This is a genomic window from Microbispora sp. ZYX-F-249 (assembly GCF_039649665.1).
GTDB classification, from domain to species: domain Bacteria; phylum Actinomycetota; class Actinomycetes; order Streptosporangiales; family Streptosporangiaceae; genus Microbispora; species Microbispora maris.
Genome location: NZ_JBDJAW010000002.1, coordinates 376,406 through 394,852, shown reverse-complemented (window position 1 = coordinate 394,852; position 18,447 = coordinate 376,406). Strand labels below are relative to the sequence as shown.

22 protein-coding genes are annotated in these 18,447 nt (G+C 72.0%); 11 read left to right on the top strand and 11 right to left on the bottom strand.

Annotated elements, in window-relative coordinates; all coding sequences use genetic code 11:
• Positions 1-6 precede the first annotated feature (6 nt).
• Entirely contained in the window at positions 7-738 is a 732-nt protein-coding gene (locus AAH991_RS04275) for a DUF429 domain-containing protein (RefSeq protein WP_346224400.1), read from the top strand.
• 108 nt (positions 739-846) lie between these two features.
• Here AAH991_RS04275 and AAH991_RS04270 read toward each other — a convergent pair whose 3' ends face one another.
• Both AAH991_RS04270 and AAH991_RS04265 read right to left on the bottom strand, forming a co-directional pair.
• Positions 847-1,602, bottom strand: a complete 756-nt coding sequence (locus tag AAH991_RS04270) for an SRPBCC family protein (RefSeq protein ID WP_346224399.1) — start codon at positions 1,600-1,602, stop codon at positions 847-849.
• On the bottom strand, positions 1,602-2,213 hold the full coding sequence (locus AAH991_RS04265; RefSeq protein WP_346224398.1) for an ArsR/SmtB family transcription factor: 612 nt from the start codon (positions 2,211-2,213) through the stop codon (positions 1,602-1,604). Before AAH991_RS04265 ends, AAH991_RS04270 begins: the two co-directional genes overlap by 1 nt.
• 152 nt (positions 2,214-2,365) lie before the next feature.
• On the opposite strand from AAH991_RS04265, the gene AAH991_RS04260 reads away from it, so the two are divergent.
• Positions 2,366-2,860 (top strand): Pycsar system effector family protein, encoded by a 495-nt coding sequence (locus AAH991_RS04260; RefSeq protein ID WP_346224397.1) that lies wholly within the window; start codon positions 2,366-2,368, stop codon positions 2,858-2,860.
• On the opposite strand, the gene AAH991_RS04255 is transcribed toward AAH991_RS04260, so the two are convergent.
• The 4 genes from AAH991_RS04255 to AAH991_RS04240 all read right to left on the bottom strand — a co-directional run bounded on the left by AAH991_RS04255 (position 2,851) and on the right by AAH991_RS04240 (position 7,390).
• Positions 2,851-3,621 (bottom strand): hypothetical protein, encoded by a 771-nt coding sequence (locus AAH991_RS04255; RefSeq protein ID WP_346224396.1) that lies wholly within the window; start codon positions 3,619-3,621, stop codon positions 2,851-2,853. The genes AAH991_RS04260 and AAH991_RS04255 overlap by 10 nt on opposite strands.
• Before the next feature lie 5 nt (positions 3,622-3,626).
• Positions 3,627-5,789, bottom strand: coding sequence for a hypothetical protein (locus AAH991_RS04250; protein WP_346224395.1), 2,163 nt, complete (start codon positions 5,787-5,789; stop codon positions 3,627-3,629).
• On the bottom strand, positions 5,789-6,601 hold the full coding sequence (locus tag AAH991_RS04245; RefSeq protein WP_346224394.1) for a hypothetical protein: 813 nt from the start codon (positions 6,599-6,601) through the stop codon (positions 5,789-5,791). Before AAH991_RS04245 ends, AAH991_RS04250 begins: the two co-directional genes overlap by 1 nt.
• Positions 6,602-6,679: 78 nt before the next feature.
• Positions 6,680-7,390, bottom strand: coding sequence for a Crp/Fnr family transcriptional regulator (locus tag AAH991_RS04240; RefSeq protein ID WP_346224393.1), 711 nt, complete (start codon positions 7,388-7,390; stop codon positions 6,680-6,682).
• Positions 7,391-7,560: 170 nt separating this feature from the next.
• Here AAH991_RS04240 and AAH991_RS04235 point away from each other — a divergent pair, with 170 nt between their 5' ends.
• The 3 genes from AAH991_RS04235 to AAH991_RS04225 all read left to right on the top strand — a co-directional run bounded on the left by AAH991_RS04235 (position 7,561) and on the right by AAH991_RS04225 (position 10,841).
• Positions 7,561-8,172, top strand: coding sequence for a hypothetical protein (locus AAH991_RS04235; protein WP_346224392.1), 612 nt, complete (start codon positions 7,561-7,563; stop codon positions 8,170-8,172).
• Positions 8,173-8,194: 22 nt separating this feature from the next.
• Positions 8,195-8,479, top strand: a complete 285-nt coding sequence (locus AAH991_RS04230) for a hypothetical protein (RefSeq protein ID WP_182906743.1) — start codon at positions 8,195-8,197, stop codon at positions 8,477-8,479.
• A gap of 151 nt (positions 8,480-8,630) precedes the next feature.
• A complete protein-coding gene (locus AAH991_RS04225; protein ID WP_346224391.1) occupies positions 8,631-10,841 on the top strand; it encodes a S8 family serine peptidase in 2,211 nt (736 codons plus the stop codon).
• 120 nt (positions 10,842-10,961) lie between these two features.
• On the opposite strand, the gene AAH991_RS04220 is transcribed toward AAH991_RS04225, so the two are convergent.
• Positions 10,962-11,231 carry a DUF1876 domain-containing protein gene (locus AAH991_RS04220; protein ID WP_346224390.1) on the bottom strand — a complete coding sequence of 90 codons (270 nt, stop codon included), beginning with the start codon at positions 11,229-11,231 and terminating at the stop codon, positions 10,962-10,964.
• 159 nt (positions 11,232-11,390) lie between these two features.
• Here AAH991_RS04220 and AAH991_RS04215 point away from each other — a divergent pair, with 159 nt between their 5' ends.
• The gene (locus AAH991_RS04215) at positions 11,391-12,254 is read left to right on the top strand and encodes a universal stress protein (protein WP_346224389.1); all 864 of its coding nucleotides are present in this window, start codon (positions 11,391-11,393) and stop codon (positions 12,252-12,254) included.
• Positions 12,255-12,360: 106 nt separating this feature from the next.
• On the opposite strand, the gene AAH991_RS04210 is transcribed toward AAH991_RS04215, so the two are convergent.
• On the bottom strand, positions 12,361-12,798 hold the full coding sequence (locus AAH991_RS04210; RefSeq protein ID WP_346224388.1) for an Hsp20/alpha crystallin family protein: 438 nt from the start codon (positions 12,796-12,798) through the stop codon (positions 12,361-12,363).
• Positions 12,799-12,907: 109 nt separating this feature from the next.
• Between AAH991_RS04210 and AAH991_RS04205 the strand changes: the two genes are divergently transcribed.
• From AAH991_RS04205 to AAH991_RS04195, 3 genes are all read left to right on the top strand, one after another.
• Entirely contained in the window at positions 12,908-13,591 is a 684-nt protein-coding gene (locus tag AAH991_RS04205; protein WP_346224387.1) for a class I SAM-dependent methyltransferase, read from the top strand.
• Positions 13,592-13,616: 25 nt separating this feature from the next.
• Positions 13,617-14,015, top strand: coding sequence for a cupin domain-containing protein (locus AAH991_RS04200; RefSeq protein WP_346224386.1), 399 nt, complete (start codon positions 13,617-13,619; stop codon positions 14,013-14,015).
• A gap of 87 nt (positions 14,016-14,102) precedes the next feature.
• Positions 14,103-14,804, top strand: coding sequence for an HAD family hydrolase (locus AAH991_RS04195; protein WP_346224385.1), 702 nt, complete (start codon positions 14,103-14,105; stop codon positions 14,802-14,804).
• A gap of 49 nt (positions 14,805-14,853) precedes the next feature.
• Here the strand turns inward: AAH991_RS04195 and AAH991_RS04190 are convergent, their stop codons facing one another.
• Positions 14,854-15,396 (bottom strand): nucleoside/nucleotide kinase family protein, encoded by a 543-nt coding sequence (locus AAH991_RS04190; protein WP_346224384.1) that lies wholly within the window; start codon positions 15,394-15,396, stop codon positions 14,854-14,856.
• 40 nt (positions 15,397-15,436) lie between these two features.
• A complete protein-coding gene (locus AAH991_RS04185; protein WP_346224383.1) occupies positions 15,437-16,006 on the bottom strand; it encodes a TetR/AcrR family transcriptional regulator in 570 nt (189 codons plus the stop codon).
• A 101-nt stretch (positions 16,007-16,107) separates the two neighbouring features.
• Between AAH991_RS04185 and AAH991_RS04180 the strand changes: the two genes are divergently transcribed.
• Entirely contained in the window at positions 16,108-17,034 is a 927-nt protein-coding gene (locus AAH991_RS04180) for an NmrA family NAD(P)-binding protein (RefSeq protein ID WP_346224382.1), read from the top strand.
• Positions 17,035-17,126: 92 nt separating this feature from the next.
• On the opposite strand, the gene AAH991_RS04175 is transcribed toward AAH991_RS04180, so the two are convergent.
• On the bottom strand, positions 17,127-17,417 hold the full coding sequence (locus AAH991_RS04175; RefSeq protein ID WP_346224381.1) for a hypothetical protein: 291 nt from the start codon (positions 17,415-17,417) through the stop codon (positions 17,127-17,129).
• Positions 17,418-17,570: 153 nt separating this feature from the next.
• Here AAH991_RS04175 and ppgK point away from each other — a divergent pair, with 153 nt between their 5' ends.
• Positions 17,571-18,308: a polyphosphate--glucose phosphotransferase gene (gene ppgK, locus AAH991_RS04170; protein ID WP_346224380.1), complete on the top strand. Its 738-nt coding sequence runs from the start codon at positions 17,571-17,573 to the stop codon at positions 18,306-18,308.
• Positions 18,309-18,447: the final 139 nt, after the last annotated feature.

Below are 18,447 nucleotides of genomic sequence, written 5' to 3'. Positions count from 1 at the left end.
GGTCATATGAACGGTGCTCGTGTGCTCGGCGTCGACGCGTGCAGGGCGGGCTGGATCGGGGTGGTCCCGCCCGCCGGCCCCGGCGACGCAGGCGCGGCGCGCGCCTATTTCGCGGCCCGGATCGCCGACCTGGTCGCGGCGGCCGACGCGGACGGCGAGGTCGCCGTCGTGGCCGTGGACATGCCGATCGGGCTGCCCGACGGCCACCCCGGCGGTCCGCCGGGCCGGGGCCGGCGCCGGGCCGACGTGCTGGCGCGCGCGGAGCTCGGTCCCCGATGGCGGTCGGTGTTCATGACCCCGGCGCGCGCCGCGCTGGAGGCGGACGACCACGCCTCGGCCGTGGCGGTCAACCGCCGCCTGACCGGGGAAGGAGTCTCCCGCCAGGCGTTCGGGCTCAAGGAGAAACTGTTCGAGGTTGAGCGCTGGGTGCGGGAGGCGGGCAGGCGGGTCGTCGAGATCCACCCCGAGCTGAGCTTCGCCCGGCTCGCGGGGGAGCCCCTGCCGCACCCGAAGACGACGTGGGCGGGCGCCGAGCGCCGGCGCGAACTGCTGGCGGCGGCGGGCGTCGTGCTCGCGGGCGACCTCGGCCGGGCCGGGGCGGCGGCGGGGGTGGACGACGTGCTGGACGCGGGCGCCGCCGCCTGGACCGCCCTGCTGGTGGCCGCGGGGCGGGCCCGGCCCCTGCCCGATCCTCCCGAGATCTTCTCCGACGGCGTCCCCTGTGCCATCTGGGCCTGACGGTGGCCCGTGCCCGGCTGCCCCGCCGGCCGGTCGTGGTCCGGCCCCGTCGTCGGGCAGGCCTGCCGCGCCGTCGTCAGGTCCTTGGCGGTCAGGAGTCCGGCGTGCTCAGGGGAAGAGCCGGGCGAGCCAGGACTGCCAGGCGCTCTCGGCCCGCTCCCGGCCGGTGCCCTCGGCGAAGATGTGGTGCCCGAGGACCAGCACGTTCCCGCGCTTCGGCCCGGAGTGGATGAACCCGTAGAGCCCGTCGGCGGTCCGCACGCCCAGGAAGTCCGGCAGGGCCGCGTAGTCGACGACGCCGTCCTCCGAGGGCAGGCCGTCCACCGCGAGCCGCACCGGGTCGCCCTCGCGGACCGTGCCGGCGAGGCCCAGCTCGTCCTTGATCGCCGTCCATGCCTTCTCGCTCTCCGGAGCGTGGGGGCGGGCGGCGGACACGACCGTGACGGGCCGCCCGCGGAAGTACCTGAGGTACTGCGCGAGCTTGTGCAGGTACAGGTCCCAGCCCGTGACCATCGCCTCGTACTCGGTCTCCCAGTCGTCGCCGAGGAAGCCGTGCTGGACCAGGCGCAGGACCGTGCTGCCGCCGTCGCGGCCCTCGACGAGGTACTCCATCGCCATGAAGAGGCCGTCGGGGTTCTCGTCGCTGCGGTACGCGAACCGCTTGCCGGGCTCCCAGGCGGTCACGGTGGAGGTCTCGGTGCCGCCGAACATGGTGAACCGGCCGCGGCCGCCCTCGCCCGGCTCGATCTCCGTGCGTCCCATGAACCAGGAGTCCACGCCCGGGCCGGTCGCGATGGCCTCCCAGACCTGCTCCGGCGTCGCGTCCAGCTCGATTTCCTTGCTGAGCTCGAATTCGTGGGCCATCAGGCCTCCTCGTCGCTTTGGGGGGAAACCGTCCGGGGGACGGCGGGATGGACGGCGAGGACCAGGCGGTGCTCGCGCCCGCCCTCGGCCGTTTCGTCGTGATATTTGCTGACGAGCGCGGCCACGGCGGCCGACAGCTCCTCGGCGAACGCGGCCCGGTCGGCGGCCGAGGCGAAGCGCACCTGCGCGTCGACGGCGAACGTCGCGAGCTTCTTGCGCGCCTGGGACGCGCCGGTGATGAGCGTGCCGACGTCGCGCACGAGCTGGGCGGCCAGGGCCAGCAGCCAGCGCGCCGACAGCCGGTCGGGCGAGCGCGACGGATCGGGCGCGACCGACGCCAGCGCGGTGGGAGAGATCACGAACGACGCCGCCGTCGCCCGCATGACCCGCTCGTTGACGTTGCCCTTGCGGCGCTCCTCGACCAGCTCCACGAGGCCGTGCCGCTCCAGGGTCTTGAGGTGGTAGTTCACCTTCTGCCTCGGCAGCCCGATCTTGGCCGCCAGCATCGTCGCCGAGTTGGGCTCCGCCAGCTCGGCGAGCAACCGCACCCGGATCGGATCCAGGGAGGCCTCCGCCGCCGCCGGGTCCTCGATCACCGCCACATCCTTCATGTCCCCAGCATGACTTCCGACGATTATTTTCGTCAAGGCAAAGAGACGTGTCGGTTGTGAACCCGCACTGGTGCGGTCCTTCGCCTCCGGATCTGCGATTCGCTCCAGTGAGACGGATTAGGAGGGATCGTATGGGCCGGTCCAAGGACGGAATGACTCCCGTTGAGGCGCTGACCGTAGCGCTTACGACGCTCGGCACCTTTCAGGGTTACGTGCAGCATGCGGACGCCAAGGTCGCCACCGTCACCACCGTGCACCTCGGGGCTGCGGCCGTGGCGGCCACGCAGATGGGGGCGCTGGCCGGTCTGCGAGCACCGGGAGCCCCTGCCGCGCTGAGCGTGGTCGCCATTGTTCTGATCACGCTCTACGTCGCGGGGTTCCTCGTGGCCGGCTATCACCTTGTCCAGGGCCTACGTCCTCGCCTGGGCGGACCCGGCGGGCCGAACAGGTTCGGCCTGGCCGGTCCCGCGCGTGTGACGTCGCGGGTGAGCGTCCCGCAGCAGGAACAGGAGGCGTGGCTCCTCGTGGGCACCCTGGCCGACCTGAGCCGTGAGAAGCACCGCAGGGTGGGACGTGCGCTGCCGTGGACGGCCCTCATGCTCGTTGCCACCCTGCTCTGGCTGGCCGTAGGAGCTTTCTATGGCTGACCGAACCCGCTCGGCAGCAGCGGGTCGGGGTCAAGGGGCCGAACCGGCAATCCTAGCGCTGTCATCGCGCTCCGCAGCGCGGTCTCGCTCCCGAGGAGCAGCTCCAGGAGGTTGCCTCTCTCATGGAGGGTCATCAGCTTGTCGAGTTTCTGAATGAAGTGCGCGGCGGTGTCTTCACTCTTGTCCAGCATCTCCGCGATGATCTCGGCCCTGGCCTGCGGTTGCTCGGCCAGGCGCATGGCGTATCTGGTCAGCTCGCTCCTGCGCGCCCCGGTCAGGAAGCGTTCCCAGGCCGCGCGGATCTCCTCCGCCGTCTCCGCGCGACGCTTCGCCTCCGCGACCTCGCAGTCGATCTCGTAGAGGCGGCGTGCCCGTTCCCGCTGCAGCGCGCGCAAATCCTCGCAGGGCCGCACCTCCGCTTGTGCCGTCCACCGCAGGATCACCTGCCTGTCATGCGTCGGCAGCTCTCCGAGGAGTTTGCCGAGCGCATCGTTCACCTCGCGCTCGGCGATCTCCGAGTGGTACGGCGAGTGCCGCCGTGCTATCGCCCGTGTCTCGGCCCGAAGGCGTCCCTGAACGTGGTCGCGCTCGCCTGTGTCGGGGCCTCCCTGCCAGCGACGGCCGCGCGCCGACCAGGACAGCGTTACCGTCACGTCGAAATCGAAGACATCCCCCCGCGCCGGGGCGGTGAACGAGAACTCGCTCACGTTCTCCGCCGTGTCGAGGCCACCGGCGGGCAGGCTGTATCGGATGAGCCACATGACGCTCAACTCCTTTCGACGAGCGCGGCGAGCCGGGCCGCGACTTCGGGGTCGACTTTTCCGATCCGGCCCCATAGCCGGAGGTGGAACGACAGAGACATCCGCAGCTCGTCGGATGGCGGAGCGAGGACCTCGGAGAGGACGTGTCGGACTCCGGGGTCTGCCTCCCACCTGCCGAGCCAGTCGCTCAGCAGGTCCCACGCCTCCGGTGTGAGCGCTGCGTCTTCTCCGCGGGTGACCCCGTGGAGAAGAATGTGGCGCCACAGTGCGACGAGATCGGCGGCCCCGCCGGGATCGGCCGCCAGGTCGATGACCCGGATCGCGTCGGGGGATGCGAGCAGTCGTACGAAGGCGAGGGCGGCGGCTCGGGGCGGTCCCTTCGACTCAGGATCGCTTGACCACTCCACGAGGGCGGCGATGATTCTTCGCGTGTTCTCCGGGACCTCGGCGTGCTCGGCTTCGTACAGGAAGGTTATGCCGACCCCCAGCTGATGGATCTGAGAGACGGCGCGAGCGACGCTCCCGGCAAGGACATGACCCGACGTCTTCGCGATGCCGCCGAGAACGCTCAGGGCCTTCTCGACATGGCGCGCTCCCAGCCATGAGCCGTAAGCCCGGATCACGACGGACTGGGCTTTTCGGCCGTTGTGGGCCCAGCGGCGCAGGCACTCGAGAACCCTTGGCTCCACCTGCGGATCCCGTGCAGCTGAGGCGAGCGTCCAGGCGGCAAGTTCGCGTCGCTGGACCTTGTCGCTGTCCCGCCACTCCTCAAGGAAGCGGTCACCGACGACGATGAAGTCGTAGGTAGCCAGAAGCCCAATGGCCTCGGCCGCCTTCATGCGAATGTCGAACTGTTCGTTCTCCGTCAGCTGTTGCAGCCAGGTCAGCAGTGGCTCATGGATCGTGGGCTGTTCCTCCCAGACGACACGCAGGATCGAACCGGCCATCGGGGGCTCGTCGAACTCGATGACCTGCCCGTCGCCGCCCCGGCCGGTCTCCTTGACCCTGATACCCGTGTCCTCGGTCCAGTCGCTGAGCCACTCCCACAGGTGGTGCCGACGCGGCTGCTCGACGGTCGTCTGCCGAGCCAGTTCCTCCTCGATGAGAGTCGCCAGTCTCAGCGTCTGCGTGGCGACGACGGCCGCTGCGGATCCGCTGAGAACAGCACTGGCGATCAAAAAACTCCGTGCCCTCCGGGGAGTGTCCTTGGTAAGCAGATTCCGCGCCCTGAGGCGTCTCTGCTCGGGCAATCCCTCCAGAATCTCGCTGACGGACCGGCCGTGCAGAAGGCCGGCTGCCACCTGCAGGGCGAGAGCGCGCGCCTCGCGGGGACGCCGGTAGCCGGCCAGCTTCTCCCGGACTAGTTCGTCACCCGCCGTCTTGTCGGCCTGTTCCTGGGGATTGGCCTCGCCGCCCTCGTACAGCTCGTGGACCAGCCAGTTGGCGAACACGCCGTCCAGGGGAGCAGGTTCGTGCTTCACGGCCCAGTCGTGCTCGGGGAACTCGGGACCGGCCAGGACGATGATGCGTGCCCCGACCCGTTCGGCGATTCTGCACAGGTGTCCAAGCACCTGGTCGGCATGGCTGGTCCAGGTCGTGTCGTCGCCTGCCACGAGGAGGTACCCCGTCCCGTCGCGCAGGTCGGCGGTAACGAGGCGCAAGGGGTCCCGCTTCAGATGAAGCCAGGCGAGACGCCCGGCATCGCCGGTCCAGCGTGCGAGGGCGGCCAGGGCGGCAGTCGGCTGCCCGCTGTGCTGCTCTCCGCGCAACAACAGCACGTGCTCGTCACGGAGACGTCGGACCAACGTCCGGTAGGACTCGGTTGGTACGTGGCAACGACGTACGACGCCGACGGTGCGCGACGGTACGCCGACGCTGTAAACGGCCTTGTCCTCCTGCGACGAGCCGATGATGTACTGGTCCCGTCCTGCAGCGTTGACCGTGCCGCCGTCGGTCGCCCGGTGGGAGGCTCCCGCAATGTCGTCACCGCCGATGACGGTGTCGGCGTAGAGGGCGTCCAGGTTCTGCGCGGAGATCCGGCTTCGCTTCCGCTGCTCGTTGAGCTCCTCACGCAGGTCACGCTGGGAGTTCTGCTCCGCACCTTTGCCAGGTTTGTGTTCTTTCTCGCCGTGCCCGGGTTCGATGGTGGGGGCTGCGGGCTCCGCCATTACTGTCCCTCGTGCCAGAGGCGGTTGTTCTGATCGCCGCCGACGACGTTGACGGTGCCGCCACTGCTTGCACGGTGCGAGGGGCCGCCGATCTGGTCGCCGTAAACGATCGTGGAGGCGCGCGGCCGATCTCCGCTGCGGTCGAGGTTCGCCCCCGCATGGCCCGTCTCGGGCAGGTCCGGCCCCTCGTCATCGAAGAGGTTCAAAGCGCCGAGCTCGTCGACATCGTGACCGGGCACGTGCAGATACGCGGTGCAGGAGTGCTCCTTGACCCGGACATGGACAGGCCGGTAGGCATGCGGCTCGCCCAGTCCCTGGCGGATGTAGTCGTCGTACACGCGGTCGGAGACGATGAGGGCCAGGTCCGCGGCCGGGCAGGCGTCAAGGGCCCGCCGCACGGGGGCGGAGTCGAGGAGCCGGGCCTGCTGTACGGCGTGGCGGCCGGCGACCCCGTTGGGGGCGCCCAGATGTACGGGGCCGAAGTGGACGGCCATCCGAAGGCGCATACGCGTCCAGAACGCACCGGCGTGGCGCCGGTTGTACAGGCCGAGTTGCCCGTCCAGCTCGCGGACGAAGCCGCCGACCAGCACACCGAGGTGCGCATGGGGCGGGAGCCAGGAGAACTCGCCGTCCCCTTGCGGCTGCCGCTCGGCCCACGTCGACCTGTCCAGACCGGCATCGGCCGCGGCGGCGTCGAGCACCCGAACGAGGGTTTCCTGAAGGTGGAGTTGCTGCTGGTCGTTGCGCTCGCTGTACTTCTCGATGTCCACCGCGATCATCGCGTGCGAGGTGGGCATGGGAGGGTGAGTCATCGTGCCTCCTGGCTGGTCTGTGTCGGCCGGACCACGATGACTCCGGCGGGCTTTTCGGAACCCGCATTGATGCGGCTTTCAACCGGGTGATTGGAGCCGCAGGTCGGCGAAGTCGGTCAGGCCGTTGAGGTCCCTGATGACTACGCCTCGGTGCCGTTGCAGCACGAGACCACGGGCGGACAGGTCGTGCATCGCCTTCTGCACCGTGCGTTCCTTTATTCCGACGAGTTCGCCCAGCTCGGCCTGGGTGACCGGCACTCCGATATCGATCCCCTCATGGTGGGGCCGCCCGTGCTGCACGGCGAGATCTACCAGGACCCGGGCCAGGCAGACGTCGGCCTCGTAGCCCGCGAAGTCGAGGCGCCGCCTGTTCGCGAACCGTAACCGGTCGATCGCGACCTGGCTGAGGGCGGCGGCGGCCTCGGGGGTGCGGGCGAGATAGGCGGTGAAGACAGGACCCTTCAGCACGCAGACGAGAGATCGCCTGCAGGTGGTAACCGTGGCCATCCGGGGGTGGTCCGTCAGCGCGGCCATCTCACCGACGACGTCGCCGTCCGCCCGGATCGAAAGGAGCGCCCTGGAGCCGTTTTCCGCGAGGGCCGTAACCTTCACCAGCGCGTCGATCAGCAGGTAGACCGCGCGCCCGGGGTCGCCTTCCCGGATCAGCACGTGCCGGTTCGGATAAGCCAGCAGGGAGCCGAGGCGGATGAGTTCCTTACTCACCACCGCCGGAAGCAGATCGAGGAACGATCCACGTAACCAGGTGCGCCGCTCAGCGCTCTGTGTCATGCCGACACCTCCAAGCCGGAGTATGACCCGAGCGGTCGGTTGCGTCACCGAGCCCGAGTGCCAAGTCGGCCATAACCACTCATTACGCCTATAACGTTGTGCAACCGATCTGTCACGCGATGTAATCACATCGGCGATGGGCCGGACCTACTGGCTCCGAAGGAGTGACAATGACGTTCACCACTATGAACCCCGCGTCCATGGCGACCACGCTGGGGTACGGCGCTCAGCAGCAGATCTCGCCCCTCCAGCTCGGTCAGCAGATCCCGGCGGCGCAGCAGCAGCTGTCGCCGCTGGCGATGATCCAGCAGGAGGAGCAGATCCTCCCGCAGGAGCACCTGGTGAGCCCGGTGACCTTCTGGACCAAGGTCGCGCGGTACAGCGTGCGGTACGGCGCTCCCGCGGCCCGCCAGATGCTCGAGGGCGTGCTCTACCAGCACCAGGTCCGTGAGCAGATCCAGCAGCAGGTGCAGCAGCAGATGCTTCCGCCGCAGGTTCTGCAGGCGCTGCAGGCCATCCAGGCCCAGGCCCAGCAGATCCCGCAGGTCTACGGCCAGCCGTACGCCACCCAGGCGTACGCGCAGCACCCCGGCCAGCAGGCCCTGCACCTCGGCATCCAGCCCGTGATGCCCCAGCACGTCCAGGCGGCGTACGGGCAGCAGGTCCCGCTGACCACGCAGTCGCTGTCGCAGGTCTACGGCCAGGCCTATGGCCAGGCCTACGGCCAGCCGCACCAGCAGGCCGCGCAGCAGGTCCCGGTGCCGGCCGGTGCCGCTCTCTGATCGGAGGAACACCGTGGAGTCGATGGGTCCCGGGATGGGTCCGGTGACGCCCCCGGCCGTGGGAGTCGTGACGGGGCATCCGGCGCCGGTCGCGCCGCTGCAGGCGCACTGCGCCGTGACGCTCCAGCGGCTGTACGGCTGGCTGCAGGCGTCACTCCCGCAGGCGCCCCAGGTCGCGGGGATCATCCCGCTGCTGGTGCAGGCGGTTCAGCTGTACCGGGCCGGGCGGTACGACGCGTGCCTGGCGCAGATCCAGTTCGCGCTCGGCGTCGTCACCCCCGGACGGCCCACGGTTCCACTGCTGTGACGTGATCACTTCGGTGGCCCGGACCGGCCGGCGGCCGGTCCGGGCTCCCGCCGTCCCGAGAGCGGCGAATGGGATGACAGAGCCTGAACCGCCCGCCGCGCCGTACGGGGCGCGGCCGGCCACACCAGCCTGAGCTGGGGAGAGTCGAGACGTGGTGACCAGTAACGACAAGCCAAAGGACGGAAGCGAGGAGCCGCGCCCGGCGTCCCCGCGGGGGCGGCAGGCGTCCCGCCAGGCGCCGCAGCCGGTGGAGCCCCGGCCGCGGCGCTACATGGTGGCCGCGCTGCCCCAGTCGCAACCGGCGGCGCCGGGAGCGGCCGCGCCGGCTCTCGACGGTGACACGGTGCGCAGGCTGCTGGAGGACGACCCCGAGGTACGCGTGCTGCGCCGCCTGCGGGGGACGGCGGGGAACCCGGGGGCTCAGGCACCCGGGTTCCCCGCTGTGGTCGTGGCGGAGATGACCGCCGAGCACGTCGAGGCGCTGCGGCGGCAGTATCCGCAGCTCTACTTCGAGCGCGACCGGCTGCTCACCTACAGCGACGTGCCCCGGCCGCCGCGCAGGCGGCGGCCCGCCCCGGCGGTGGTGCCGCCCGGTGTGGAGAGCACGTTCGCCTTCCTGGTCAGGGACGCCGACGGCACGCCGCTGCCCGGCGCGAGCGTCCTGGTGACCGGGCACGGCTGGCCCGCCCAGACGTCCACCGGGGCCGACGGCCGCGCGGTGGTCACGATGGTGGGGGAGACCCCGGAGTCGATCAGCGGGGTGACGGTCCGGCCGCGCTCCGGCTACTGGAGCGTGCACATCGACCGCCCGGCCCTGTCCACGACCCGCGACAACCTGATCGAGCCGATGCGCCTGTCGGAGACCTTCGACGGTTTCCCCGGCAAGCAGGTCTTCGGCTGGGGCCAGCAGGCGATGAACCTCGACCGCCTGCCGCCCACGCTGCGCGGCGCGGGAGTCAGGATCGCCGTCGTCGACTCCGGGGCCGACCTGCGGCATCCCGACCTGCGTGACCGCGTACGTGCCGGGATCGACCTCGTGAGCGGCGAGCCGGACGGCTGGTCCGTCGACGCCGCCTACCACGGCTCCCACTGCGCGGCCGTCGTCTCCGGCGCGGACGACGGCCACGGCGTCGTCGGGTTCGCCGTCGAGGCCGAGGTGCACGCGTGCAAGATCTTCCCGGGCGGGCGGTTCAGCGACCTCATCGAGGCGCTCGACTACTGCGTCGAGCAGCGTATCGACGTGGTCAACCTGAGCCTGGCGAGCAGGCATCACTCCCCGCTCGTCGCCGCGAAGATCGAGCAGGCGCGCGAGGCGGGCGTGGCGTGCGTGGTGGCCGCCGGCAACGACGGGGGACCGGTCGGCTTCCCCGGCACCCTGCCCGGCGTGCTGACCGTCGCGGCCGTCGGCAAGGCCGACGCGTTCCCGCCCGGCAGCAGCCACGAGGCCGAGATCCGTGGGCCGATGACCGGCGACGGCTACTTCTCGCCGCGCTTCACCTGCCACGGTCCCGAGATCGACGTGTGCGCCCCGGGCGTGGCCGTCCTGTCGGCCGTGCCCCCGGACGGGTACGCCGCACTGGACGGCACCTCGATGGCCGCGCCGCACGTCGCCGGCCTGGCGGCGCTGGTGCTCGCGCACCACGGCGACTTCCGGGGTCCCTACAGCGCGCGGGACGCGCGGCGGGTCGACCACCTCTTCCACATCATCAGGTCGAGTTGCGTCCCGCTGAACCTCGGCGATCTCCACCGCACCGGCGCGGGCATGCCGAACGCGCTGCGCGCGCTCGCGCCGGCCCTCGCGCAGATCACTCCCGAGCCGGTCGAGGCGGACGCGTTGCTCGGGCAGCTCACGGCCGAGATGACCGGCGCGGGACTGCTCGTGCCGGAGACCTGGGGTCCGGGCGAGTCCGGGCGGGCGGGGCAGGGCGGTCAGCCGGGCCTGGGGGCGCCTTCCGGCATGGCGCCGCAGCCCGGCATGGCGCCGCAGGGGGCGTACGGCGGGGGCACCACGCCCAACGGGCCGGTGCCCGGCGGCCTCGTGGCGCGGGGCCCACGCGGACGGGCCACGGCGGCCGGCCGCGTCCCTGCGGCCGACCAGGGCGACACGTCCGGCGGCTCGGGGACGGGGCCCAAGCGAAGGGGAACGCCCGCGGGGCGGCCGTACGCGCCCGGCCCCGGCGGGGGCCGCGCACCGGACGGCGCGGCCGGTGACGGGCCCACCGGCGGTCCGCGCACGGCGAACGGCACTCCGGTCACGGGGGCGGGCCAGGCCGCGTACGAGCAGGCGGCGATGGCCTGGCTGAGGGAGGAGATGCGGGCCGCGGGGCTCCTCGGCGAGGACCCGGCCGGCCCGGCGGAATGAGGACGCGCGCCGGACTCCGGGGGCTCGCCGCGGAGCCCCCGGGGCTCCGGTTTCGGCGGGCCGGTCCCCGGCGCTCCGGCCCCCGCGGGCGCCGGCCGCCGCCGTGCGCGGGCCGGGGTCTCAGTACGACTCGTAGGCGGGGCCTGCGAGCTGGGCCACGTCCTCCGCGCCGTCCCCGATGAGTTTCGCCCCCAGGTCGGCGAGGGCCCGCCCGGCCGCGAGCTCGTCGCCGATCTCCGGCACGGGCCGGTCGGCGGGGTTGCGGCGGGCTCGGCCGACGCTCTCGTGGCGTCGTCCCGCGGGCGTGTACAGCACGGCGGTCGCGGTGGTGACGTCGTCGTTGTCGTCCTCGTTCACGAAAACCTCTACGGTCCAGCGCTTCGATTCCATGTCGGACCACCTCCAGGACTCCAGCATCTCTCCCGGCCGGACGGCCCCGGCATCGGCCCCGGGGATGAGGACCTGCGGCCCTGACGCGCCGCCGCCGCCGGTGGTGGCATGGAGAGGCCAGGTGAGGAAGGGAAGGCACAGGCCAGGAAAGGAGCGTCCATGTCCGGCTCGATCATCGTCGGCACCGACGGCTCGCCCGCCGCGACGGCCGCCGTGCGGTGGGCCGCCGACGACGCCGCCCGCCGCGGCTGCCCGCTGCGCTTCGTCTCCGTCGTGGACCACTGGGCGTACGGCATCCCCAAGTTCCCCGTCTCCGGCGGCGACCCGCTCACCTCCCACGCCGAGAGGGCCCTGTCCGCCGCGGAGGCGGTGGCCCGCGAGCGGCAGCCGGACGTGAAGATCAGTACGGAGATCATCGAGGGCATCCCGGCCCGGGTCCTGCGCGACAAGGCCGGGGAGGCCGTCGAGATCGTGCTCGGCAGCAGGGGACTCGGCGGCTTCGCCGGCATCGTCGTCGGGTCGGTCAGCACCCACGTCGCCGGTCACGCCCCCTGCCCGGTCGTCGTCGTGCGGCCCGGGTGGAGCGGCGGCAGGGGGGAGATCGTGGTGGGCGTGGACGACTCGCCCGAATGCGAGCCCGCCCTGGCGTACGCCTTCGAGCAGGCCAGGGCGCACGGCGACGCGCTGCGGGCCGTGCACGCGTGGCAGTTGCCCGCCCACCCGCTCGCGCCCGAGATCACCTACGACGTGGAGGAGGTGCGCGAGGCCCACCGGCGCGTGATCCGGGAGAAGCCGGCGGACCCGCGCGGGCGGTGTCCGGAGGTGCCGGTGCGCGAGGAGCTCGTCTACGGGCACCCGGTCGACGCGCTCGTCCAGGCCGCGCGCGGGGCCGGCCTGCTCGTGGTCGGCTCCCGCGGCCGGGGCGCGCTGGGCTCGGCGATGCTCGGCTCGGTCAGCCGGGGAGTGCTGCACCACGCCGAGTGCCCGGTCGCCGTCGTACGGTCCCCGTCGTCGTCCTCCTGAGCGGGGCCGGTTATGAGCGGGGGGTCAGGACCGCGCCGGGGCCGGGGGACACGACCCGGGCCCGTCCCCGCGGCGGCGCGGACGGGCCCGGCGTGAGCCGCCTCAGCTAGCTCTGCGGCTGCCCGGCTCCCGGCTTCTCAATCGGGATTCGCCTGCGCTCCTCCCGCTCCTCGGCGAGCCGCACGCTGACCTCGAGGATCCCCTTGTCGTAGGTGGCCTTCACGTCGCTCTCGTCCATGTTCTGCGGCAGCACGACCGACCGGGTGAAGGCTCCGTACCGGAACTCCGTGCGGTGCGCCTGCCGCTCCTCGTGGCGCCGTTCGGCGTGGATGGTCAGCACTCCGTTCGACACGCTGATCTCCACGTCCTTGTCCGGGTCGATCCCGGGCAGTTCGGCGCGCAGCACGTACCGGTCGTCCTTGACGTAGTCCTCAAGCCGCATCTGCTGCCCGGCCATCGGCCGCAGCGCGGTCATCGGCGCCTCCAACAGGTCGAACAGGTCGGGAACGAGACCTCTGGACTCCCGTCGCATCGGAACGCTCATGCCTGTCACCTCCGTCCGGCAGAACTCATCATGGAAGAAATACCCGGAAGGAATCGGACAAATCGCCACAGTCGGGCCACCGGCGGGCCGGTGATGCAGGATGGTGATCATGCAGCCAGAACGGATCTATCACGGCGCCGGTCCCGGCCCGATCACTCCGGACGGGTGCGCGGTCGACTACTACGCGACGCTGTCGCCCGACGGCGAACCCGAGGTCGTCCACGCCGCGATTCCCGGAGGCGCGGCGATCCTCGAACTCGGCGCGGGGGTGGGCCGGATCACCCACGCCCTCCTCGCGCTCGGCCACGAGGTGGTGGCCGTGGACGAGTCGCCCGAGATGCTCGCGCACATCCGGGGGGCGGAGACGGTCCTGTCCCGCATCCAGGACCTGTCCCTGTCCCGGCGGTTCGACGTGGTCCTGCTGATGTCGTACGTGATCGACACCGCCGACGACGACCTGTGCCGGGCGTTCCTGCGGACCTGCCGCCGTCACGTCGCGCCGGACGGATGCGTGATCTTCCAGCGCCAGCCGCCCGAGTGGTACGACACGGTGGGGCCGTCGGAGACGCGCGGTGACGGACGCGTGGTCCGGATGACGGACGTGAGCCGCCCCGAGCCGGATCTGCTCGACGCGACGATGGAGTACGTCGTGGGGGACCGGCGATGGACGCACACGTTCGTCAGCAGGCGCCGTACCGACGACCGGTTCGGCGAACTGCTGCGCGGGGCCGGGCTCACGATGGAGGGTTTCCTCGGCGGCGATCGCCGATGGGTGCGGGCGGCGCCGGCGTGACGCGGCCCGCGGAAGGGAGTGCGCGATGAGGTTCGTACGCGAAGGCGAGATCAAGGCCACCCGGCCGGGATCGGACAGGTTCACCGACGGCGTGTGGGAGGCGGAGACGCTCAAGGCGGTGGAGCCGGACGGCCTGCGCGCGCAGCGTTTCTCCTATGACCCGCAGGCCCGCTCGGGCTGGCACACCCACGACGGGGAACAGGCGCTGTACGTGCTGTCGGGACGCGGGGTGGTGACCCGCTGGGGCGAGACCGGGGGAACGCTCATCGGGCCGGGCGACTGGGTCCACGTCCAGCCGGGCGAGAAGCACTGGCACGGCGCCGTCGACGACGACACGCTGGTGCACATCGCCGTCACGGCGAGCGGCAAGACCCACTGGCACGGACCGGTGACCGACGAGGAGTACCGCGCCGGTCTGGGCTGAGCACGGTCTCCCCGGTTTCGGTCCGGCCCCGGTGGTGATTACGGCCGGACGTGTTTCGGCGGGCGCCGGCCGGTGAGAACTGCCCGGATGAACACGCGATTCGACTACCCGGAGCCGCCCGTCCCGGCCTTCCTCTTCGACCTCGACGGCACTTTGATCGACAGCGTCTACCAGCACGTCATCGCCTGGCGCACCGCTCTTCGCGGGGTCGGGATCGACCTGTCGGTGTGGCGCGTCCACCGCCGGATCGGCATGAGCGGCGGCCTGCTCGTCCACGCGCTGCTGCGGGAGACCGGTGTCTCGCTGCGCGACGAGCAGATCGAGGACCTGCAGCAGGCGCACGCCGAGGCGTATCTGGAGCAGATCGACTCGGTGCGCCCGCTGCCGGGCGCGGTCGAGCTGCTGCGGCGGCTGTCCGACAACGACGTCCGCTGGGCGATCGCGACCAGCAGCCGGGCCGACACCGCCAGGCACGCGCTGGACATGCTCGAACTGCCGCCCGATGTGCCGCTCGTCCACCGCGACCAGGTGCGCCGGGCCAAACCCGACCCGGACCTGTTCCTCGCGGGCGCCGCGCTGCTGGACGTCGAGCCGAAGTTCACCCTGGCCGTCGGCGACAGCGTGTGGGACATGCTGGCCGCGCGGCGCGCGGACGCGCTGGGCGTCGGGCTGCTGTCCGGCGGCTACGGCAGGGACGAGCTGGAGCGCGCCGGCGCCTTCCGGGTGTACGCCGACCCCGCCGAGCTGCTGACGCGGCTCGACGAGGTCGGCGTGCGGATCCGCTCCTGACGGGCCTCAGCCGTGGACGGGCGGCGTGCGGGTCCGTGCCCGAGGCGGCTCAGCCGGTGACGATGACGAGGCCGGCCCGGGAGCGCACGTCGTGGCGGGCGTAGTACCGCTCCTCCTGCTCGGCCCAGCGCCGCCAGTGGGGCGCGTACACCTCGCCGTCGCGGGCGAGCGCCCGCGCCCGCCGGACCTCTTCGGCGGCCTCCAGCCACACCAGCCCGCTGAGGTACGGCCCCGCCTCGCGGGCGCCGCAGCCCACGCCCTCGACGACGACGGTGTCCGCGCCGGGGACCTCGTGCCATTCGGCGTACCGGCCCCGCGTCCAGTCGTAGCGACGCCAGCGCGCCCGTTCCCCGCGGCCCAGCGGGCGCAGCACCCACTCCAGCAGGGCGTCCACCCCGGCCTGCAGGCCGTCCCAGCCGTCGTACAGGTCGTCCATGCGGACGACCGGCGCGGTGAGCGCCGCGGCCACGGCGGCGGCGAGCGTCGACTTGCCCGCGCCCGAGCGGCCCTCGACGGCCAGGACGCGGGTGCCGTCCGCGCGGGCGGGCCGCGTGCGCAGCCAGCGCGCGACCGCTGCGGGATCGGGGCTCACGCGCGCCGACCCTGACGGAGCACCGGCATGCCGACTCCCATCACCCCTGATGCGGGCTGATCCCCGCCATGGACAGGCCGAGGAGCCGCTGTGCGCCGGCGGCGGAGTCCGGGTGGTGTTCCATGGCCAGGGCGATGCCGGTGATCAGGGCGAGCAGGTCGCCGATGGTCACGCCCGGTGCCAGCGCGCCGTCGTCGGCCGCGCGGCGCACCAGCGGCTCACCCGCCTCGGTGAGCTGCGCCGAGCAGCAGTGCTCGTGCGCCGCCTCGGGGCCGGCCGCCCGGTCACGGGTCAGCGCGGTGGCCAGCCCCCGGATGGTCGCGGCGTCCGCGAGGACGGCGCTCAGCCATTCCAGCAGCGCGGCCCGGGTGTCGGCCCTGCCGGTCAGCTCGCCGGCGTGGGCGCACAGGGCCTCGACCCGTTCGCGGAAGACCGCCTCCAGCAGCGACTGGCGATCGGGAAAGTGCCGGCGGACGGTGGCCGATCCGACTCCCGCGGTGCGGGCGATCTGCTCCAAGGACGCGTCGGGGCCCTCCGCGGCGATCGCCTCCTTTGCCACGGCGAGCAGGCGCGCGTAGTTGCGCCGGGCGTCCGCACGCTGAACGGGCATGCTGTCACCTCATCGGTTGCTAAGTGGCGGGGCCCGCCGTATTGTACCGAAGCATAAACGGCGGGCCCCGGCGTTTCTTGCGCTCGCCCCGAGAGGGCCTCATGGCAATCGATTCCGCACCCGTTCTGGTCACCGGCGCCACCGGACAACAGGGGGGAGCCACCGCCCGTGCCCTGCTGGCGAACGGCGTGCCCGTCCGGGCGCTGGTCCGCGACCCCGCAGCCGAACGGGCGAGGGCGATCGAAGCGCTCGGCGCCGAGCTGGTCACCGGCGACCTCCTCGACCGTCAATCCGTGATCAGGGCCGCGCGAGGAGCCCGGGCCGTCTTCTCGGTGCAGATGCCGGCGTCGCGGGAAGGCGCCTTCGACTTCGAGGGCGAGCTGGTCCAGGCCGTCAACCTGGTCGAAGGCGCGCTGGCCGCGGGCGTGCCGCAGTTCGTGCACACGTCCGCCTCCGGAGCGGGTCGGCACACCGAGGCCCCCGGCTGGGCGGAAGGCCGCTGGGCGTCGCTGGAGCCGGTCCTCGGTGCCAAGGCCGCCGCCCAGGATCGCGTGCGTGAGGCGGGCTTCACGCACTGGACGATCATCAAGCCGGGCTTCTTCATGGAGAACCTCCTCCCGTCCGCGGCGTACCTGCTGCCCCGCGGCGTCGAGGGGGGCATCGTGACCGTGCTGAAGCCCGGCACCCGGCTCTCCCTCGTCGCGGTCCACGACATCGGCGCCGCGGCCGCCGCGGCCTTCGCGGAACCGGGGCGGTTCCACGGCGTGGAACTGGAACTGGCCAGTGACCACCGGACGATGAGAGAGATCGCCGCGGTCCTCTCCCGGGCTCTGGGCACCGAGCTGACCGCGCCCGACATGACCGTGGAGGAGGCGGTCGCCGCGGGGATGCCGGGCTACGGCGTCGCCGTACACGAATTCATCGACGTGGCCGGTCAGCCCGCCCGTCCGGAGTACGCGCGGGCCCTCGGCATCCCGCTCACGACCTTCGAGGACTGGGCGCACGAGCACCTGCGGGCCGTGGCCTGACGCTCACCGGACGGCCGGGGATGGTCACGCAGCGGCCCGGAGGGGCCGTCCGGTCCCTCCGGGCCGCTCGTGGAAGCCCTTGCCCGCCCTCGCTACACGCCGGCGCGGGTGGGGCGGCGGATGTCGCTGCTCTGCTCCTGCCACTCGGGGGTCTCCTGCCCCTTCTCCTGGGCCATCTCCTCCATCCGCAGGGCGATTCCCATCGCGAAGAAGGTCGGCGCCCATTCGCCGACGAACAACGCCCAGCGGTCGGCGCGTTCGATGCCGGCCGCCTCGTACTTGTTCGAGACGATCCATGAGGCGATCGACATGCCGATTGACCCCAGGGCGGCGCTGTACATGTGATTGGAGCGCAGTCCCATCTTGTGGAGTGTCCTGATCATGCGTGTCCCCCTTGTGGTGATTTGCCCCGATTCGGGGCGTACCCGGCCTGTCCTCCCGTAACCCGGCTCGGCCCATGACGCCGTGCGATACTCGCGACCGCGCATGAGGTGAGGGCGGCTGGGTAGCCGTGCAGCCGGACCAGGAGGAAAGTCATGGAAGTTCTGGGCATCGACATCGGCGGCTCGGGGATCAAGGGCGCCACGGTGGACACGGCCACCGGCGTGCTCACCCGGGAGCGCCTGCGCATCCCGACGCCGCGGCCCGCCGTGCCGGGGGCCGTCGCCCAGGCCGTACGCGAGATCGCGAAGCACTTCTCCTGGACCGGCCCGATGGGCGTCACCTTCCCCGGAGTGGTCCTCGACGGGGTCATCAGGACGGCGGCCAACGTGGACAGGTCGTGGATCGGCGTGAAGGGCGCCGACCTGTTCGGCGAGCAGGCGGTCGTGCTCAACGACGCGGACGCGGCCGGCGTCGCCGAGATGACCTTCGGCGCGGGCCGCGACCGGCGCGGGGTCGTGCTCATGCTGACCTTCGGCACCGGCATCGGCAGCGCGCTCTTCGTGGACGGCGCGCTCGTGCCCAACACCGAGTTCGGCCACGTCGAGATCCGCGGCAAGGAGGCCGAGCACCGCGCCTCCGACCGGGTGCGCGAGGAGGAGGACCTGGGCTGGGAGAAGTGGGCCGGTCGCGTGGAGGAGTACCTCCGGCACATGCGGGACCTGCTGTCGCCCACCCTGATCCTGATCGGCGGGGGCGTGAGCAAGAAGGCCGACAAGTTCCTGCCGTACGTCGACCTCGGGGACACCCCGGTGACGCCCGCCGTGCTGCGGAACGAGGCCGGGATCATCGGCGCGGCGATGGCGGCCGCGGGGGCCGCCCGCGTCCCCTGAGCGATAGATCTCCCTTATCCCTACCTGGACAGCGGGTAATATCGCTGCCATGATGATCCCATGAACCCCTCGGGGAGGTTGACCCAGCGCCGGCACATCGACCTGCTGCGCGTCTGCGCCGCCGCCTGTTGACGACCGC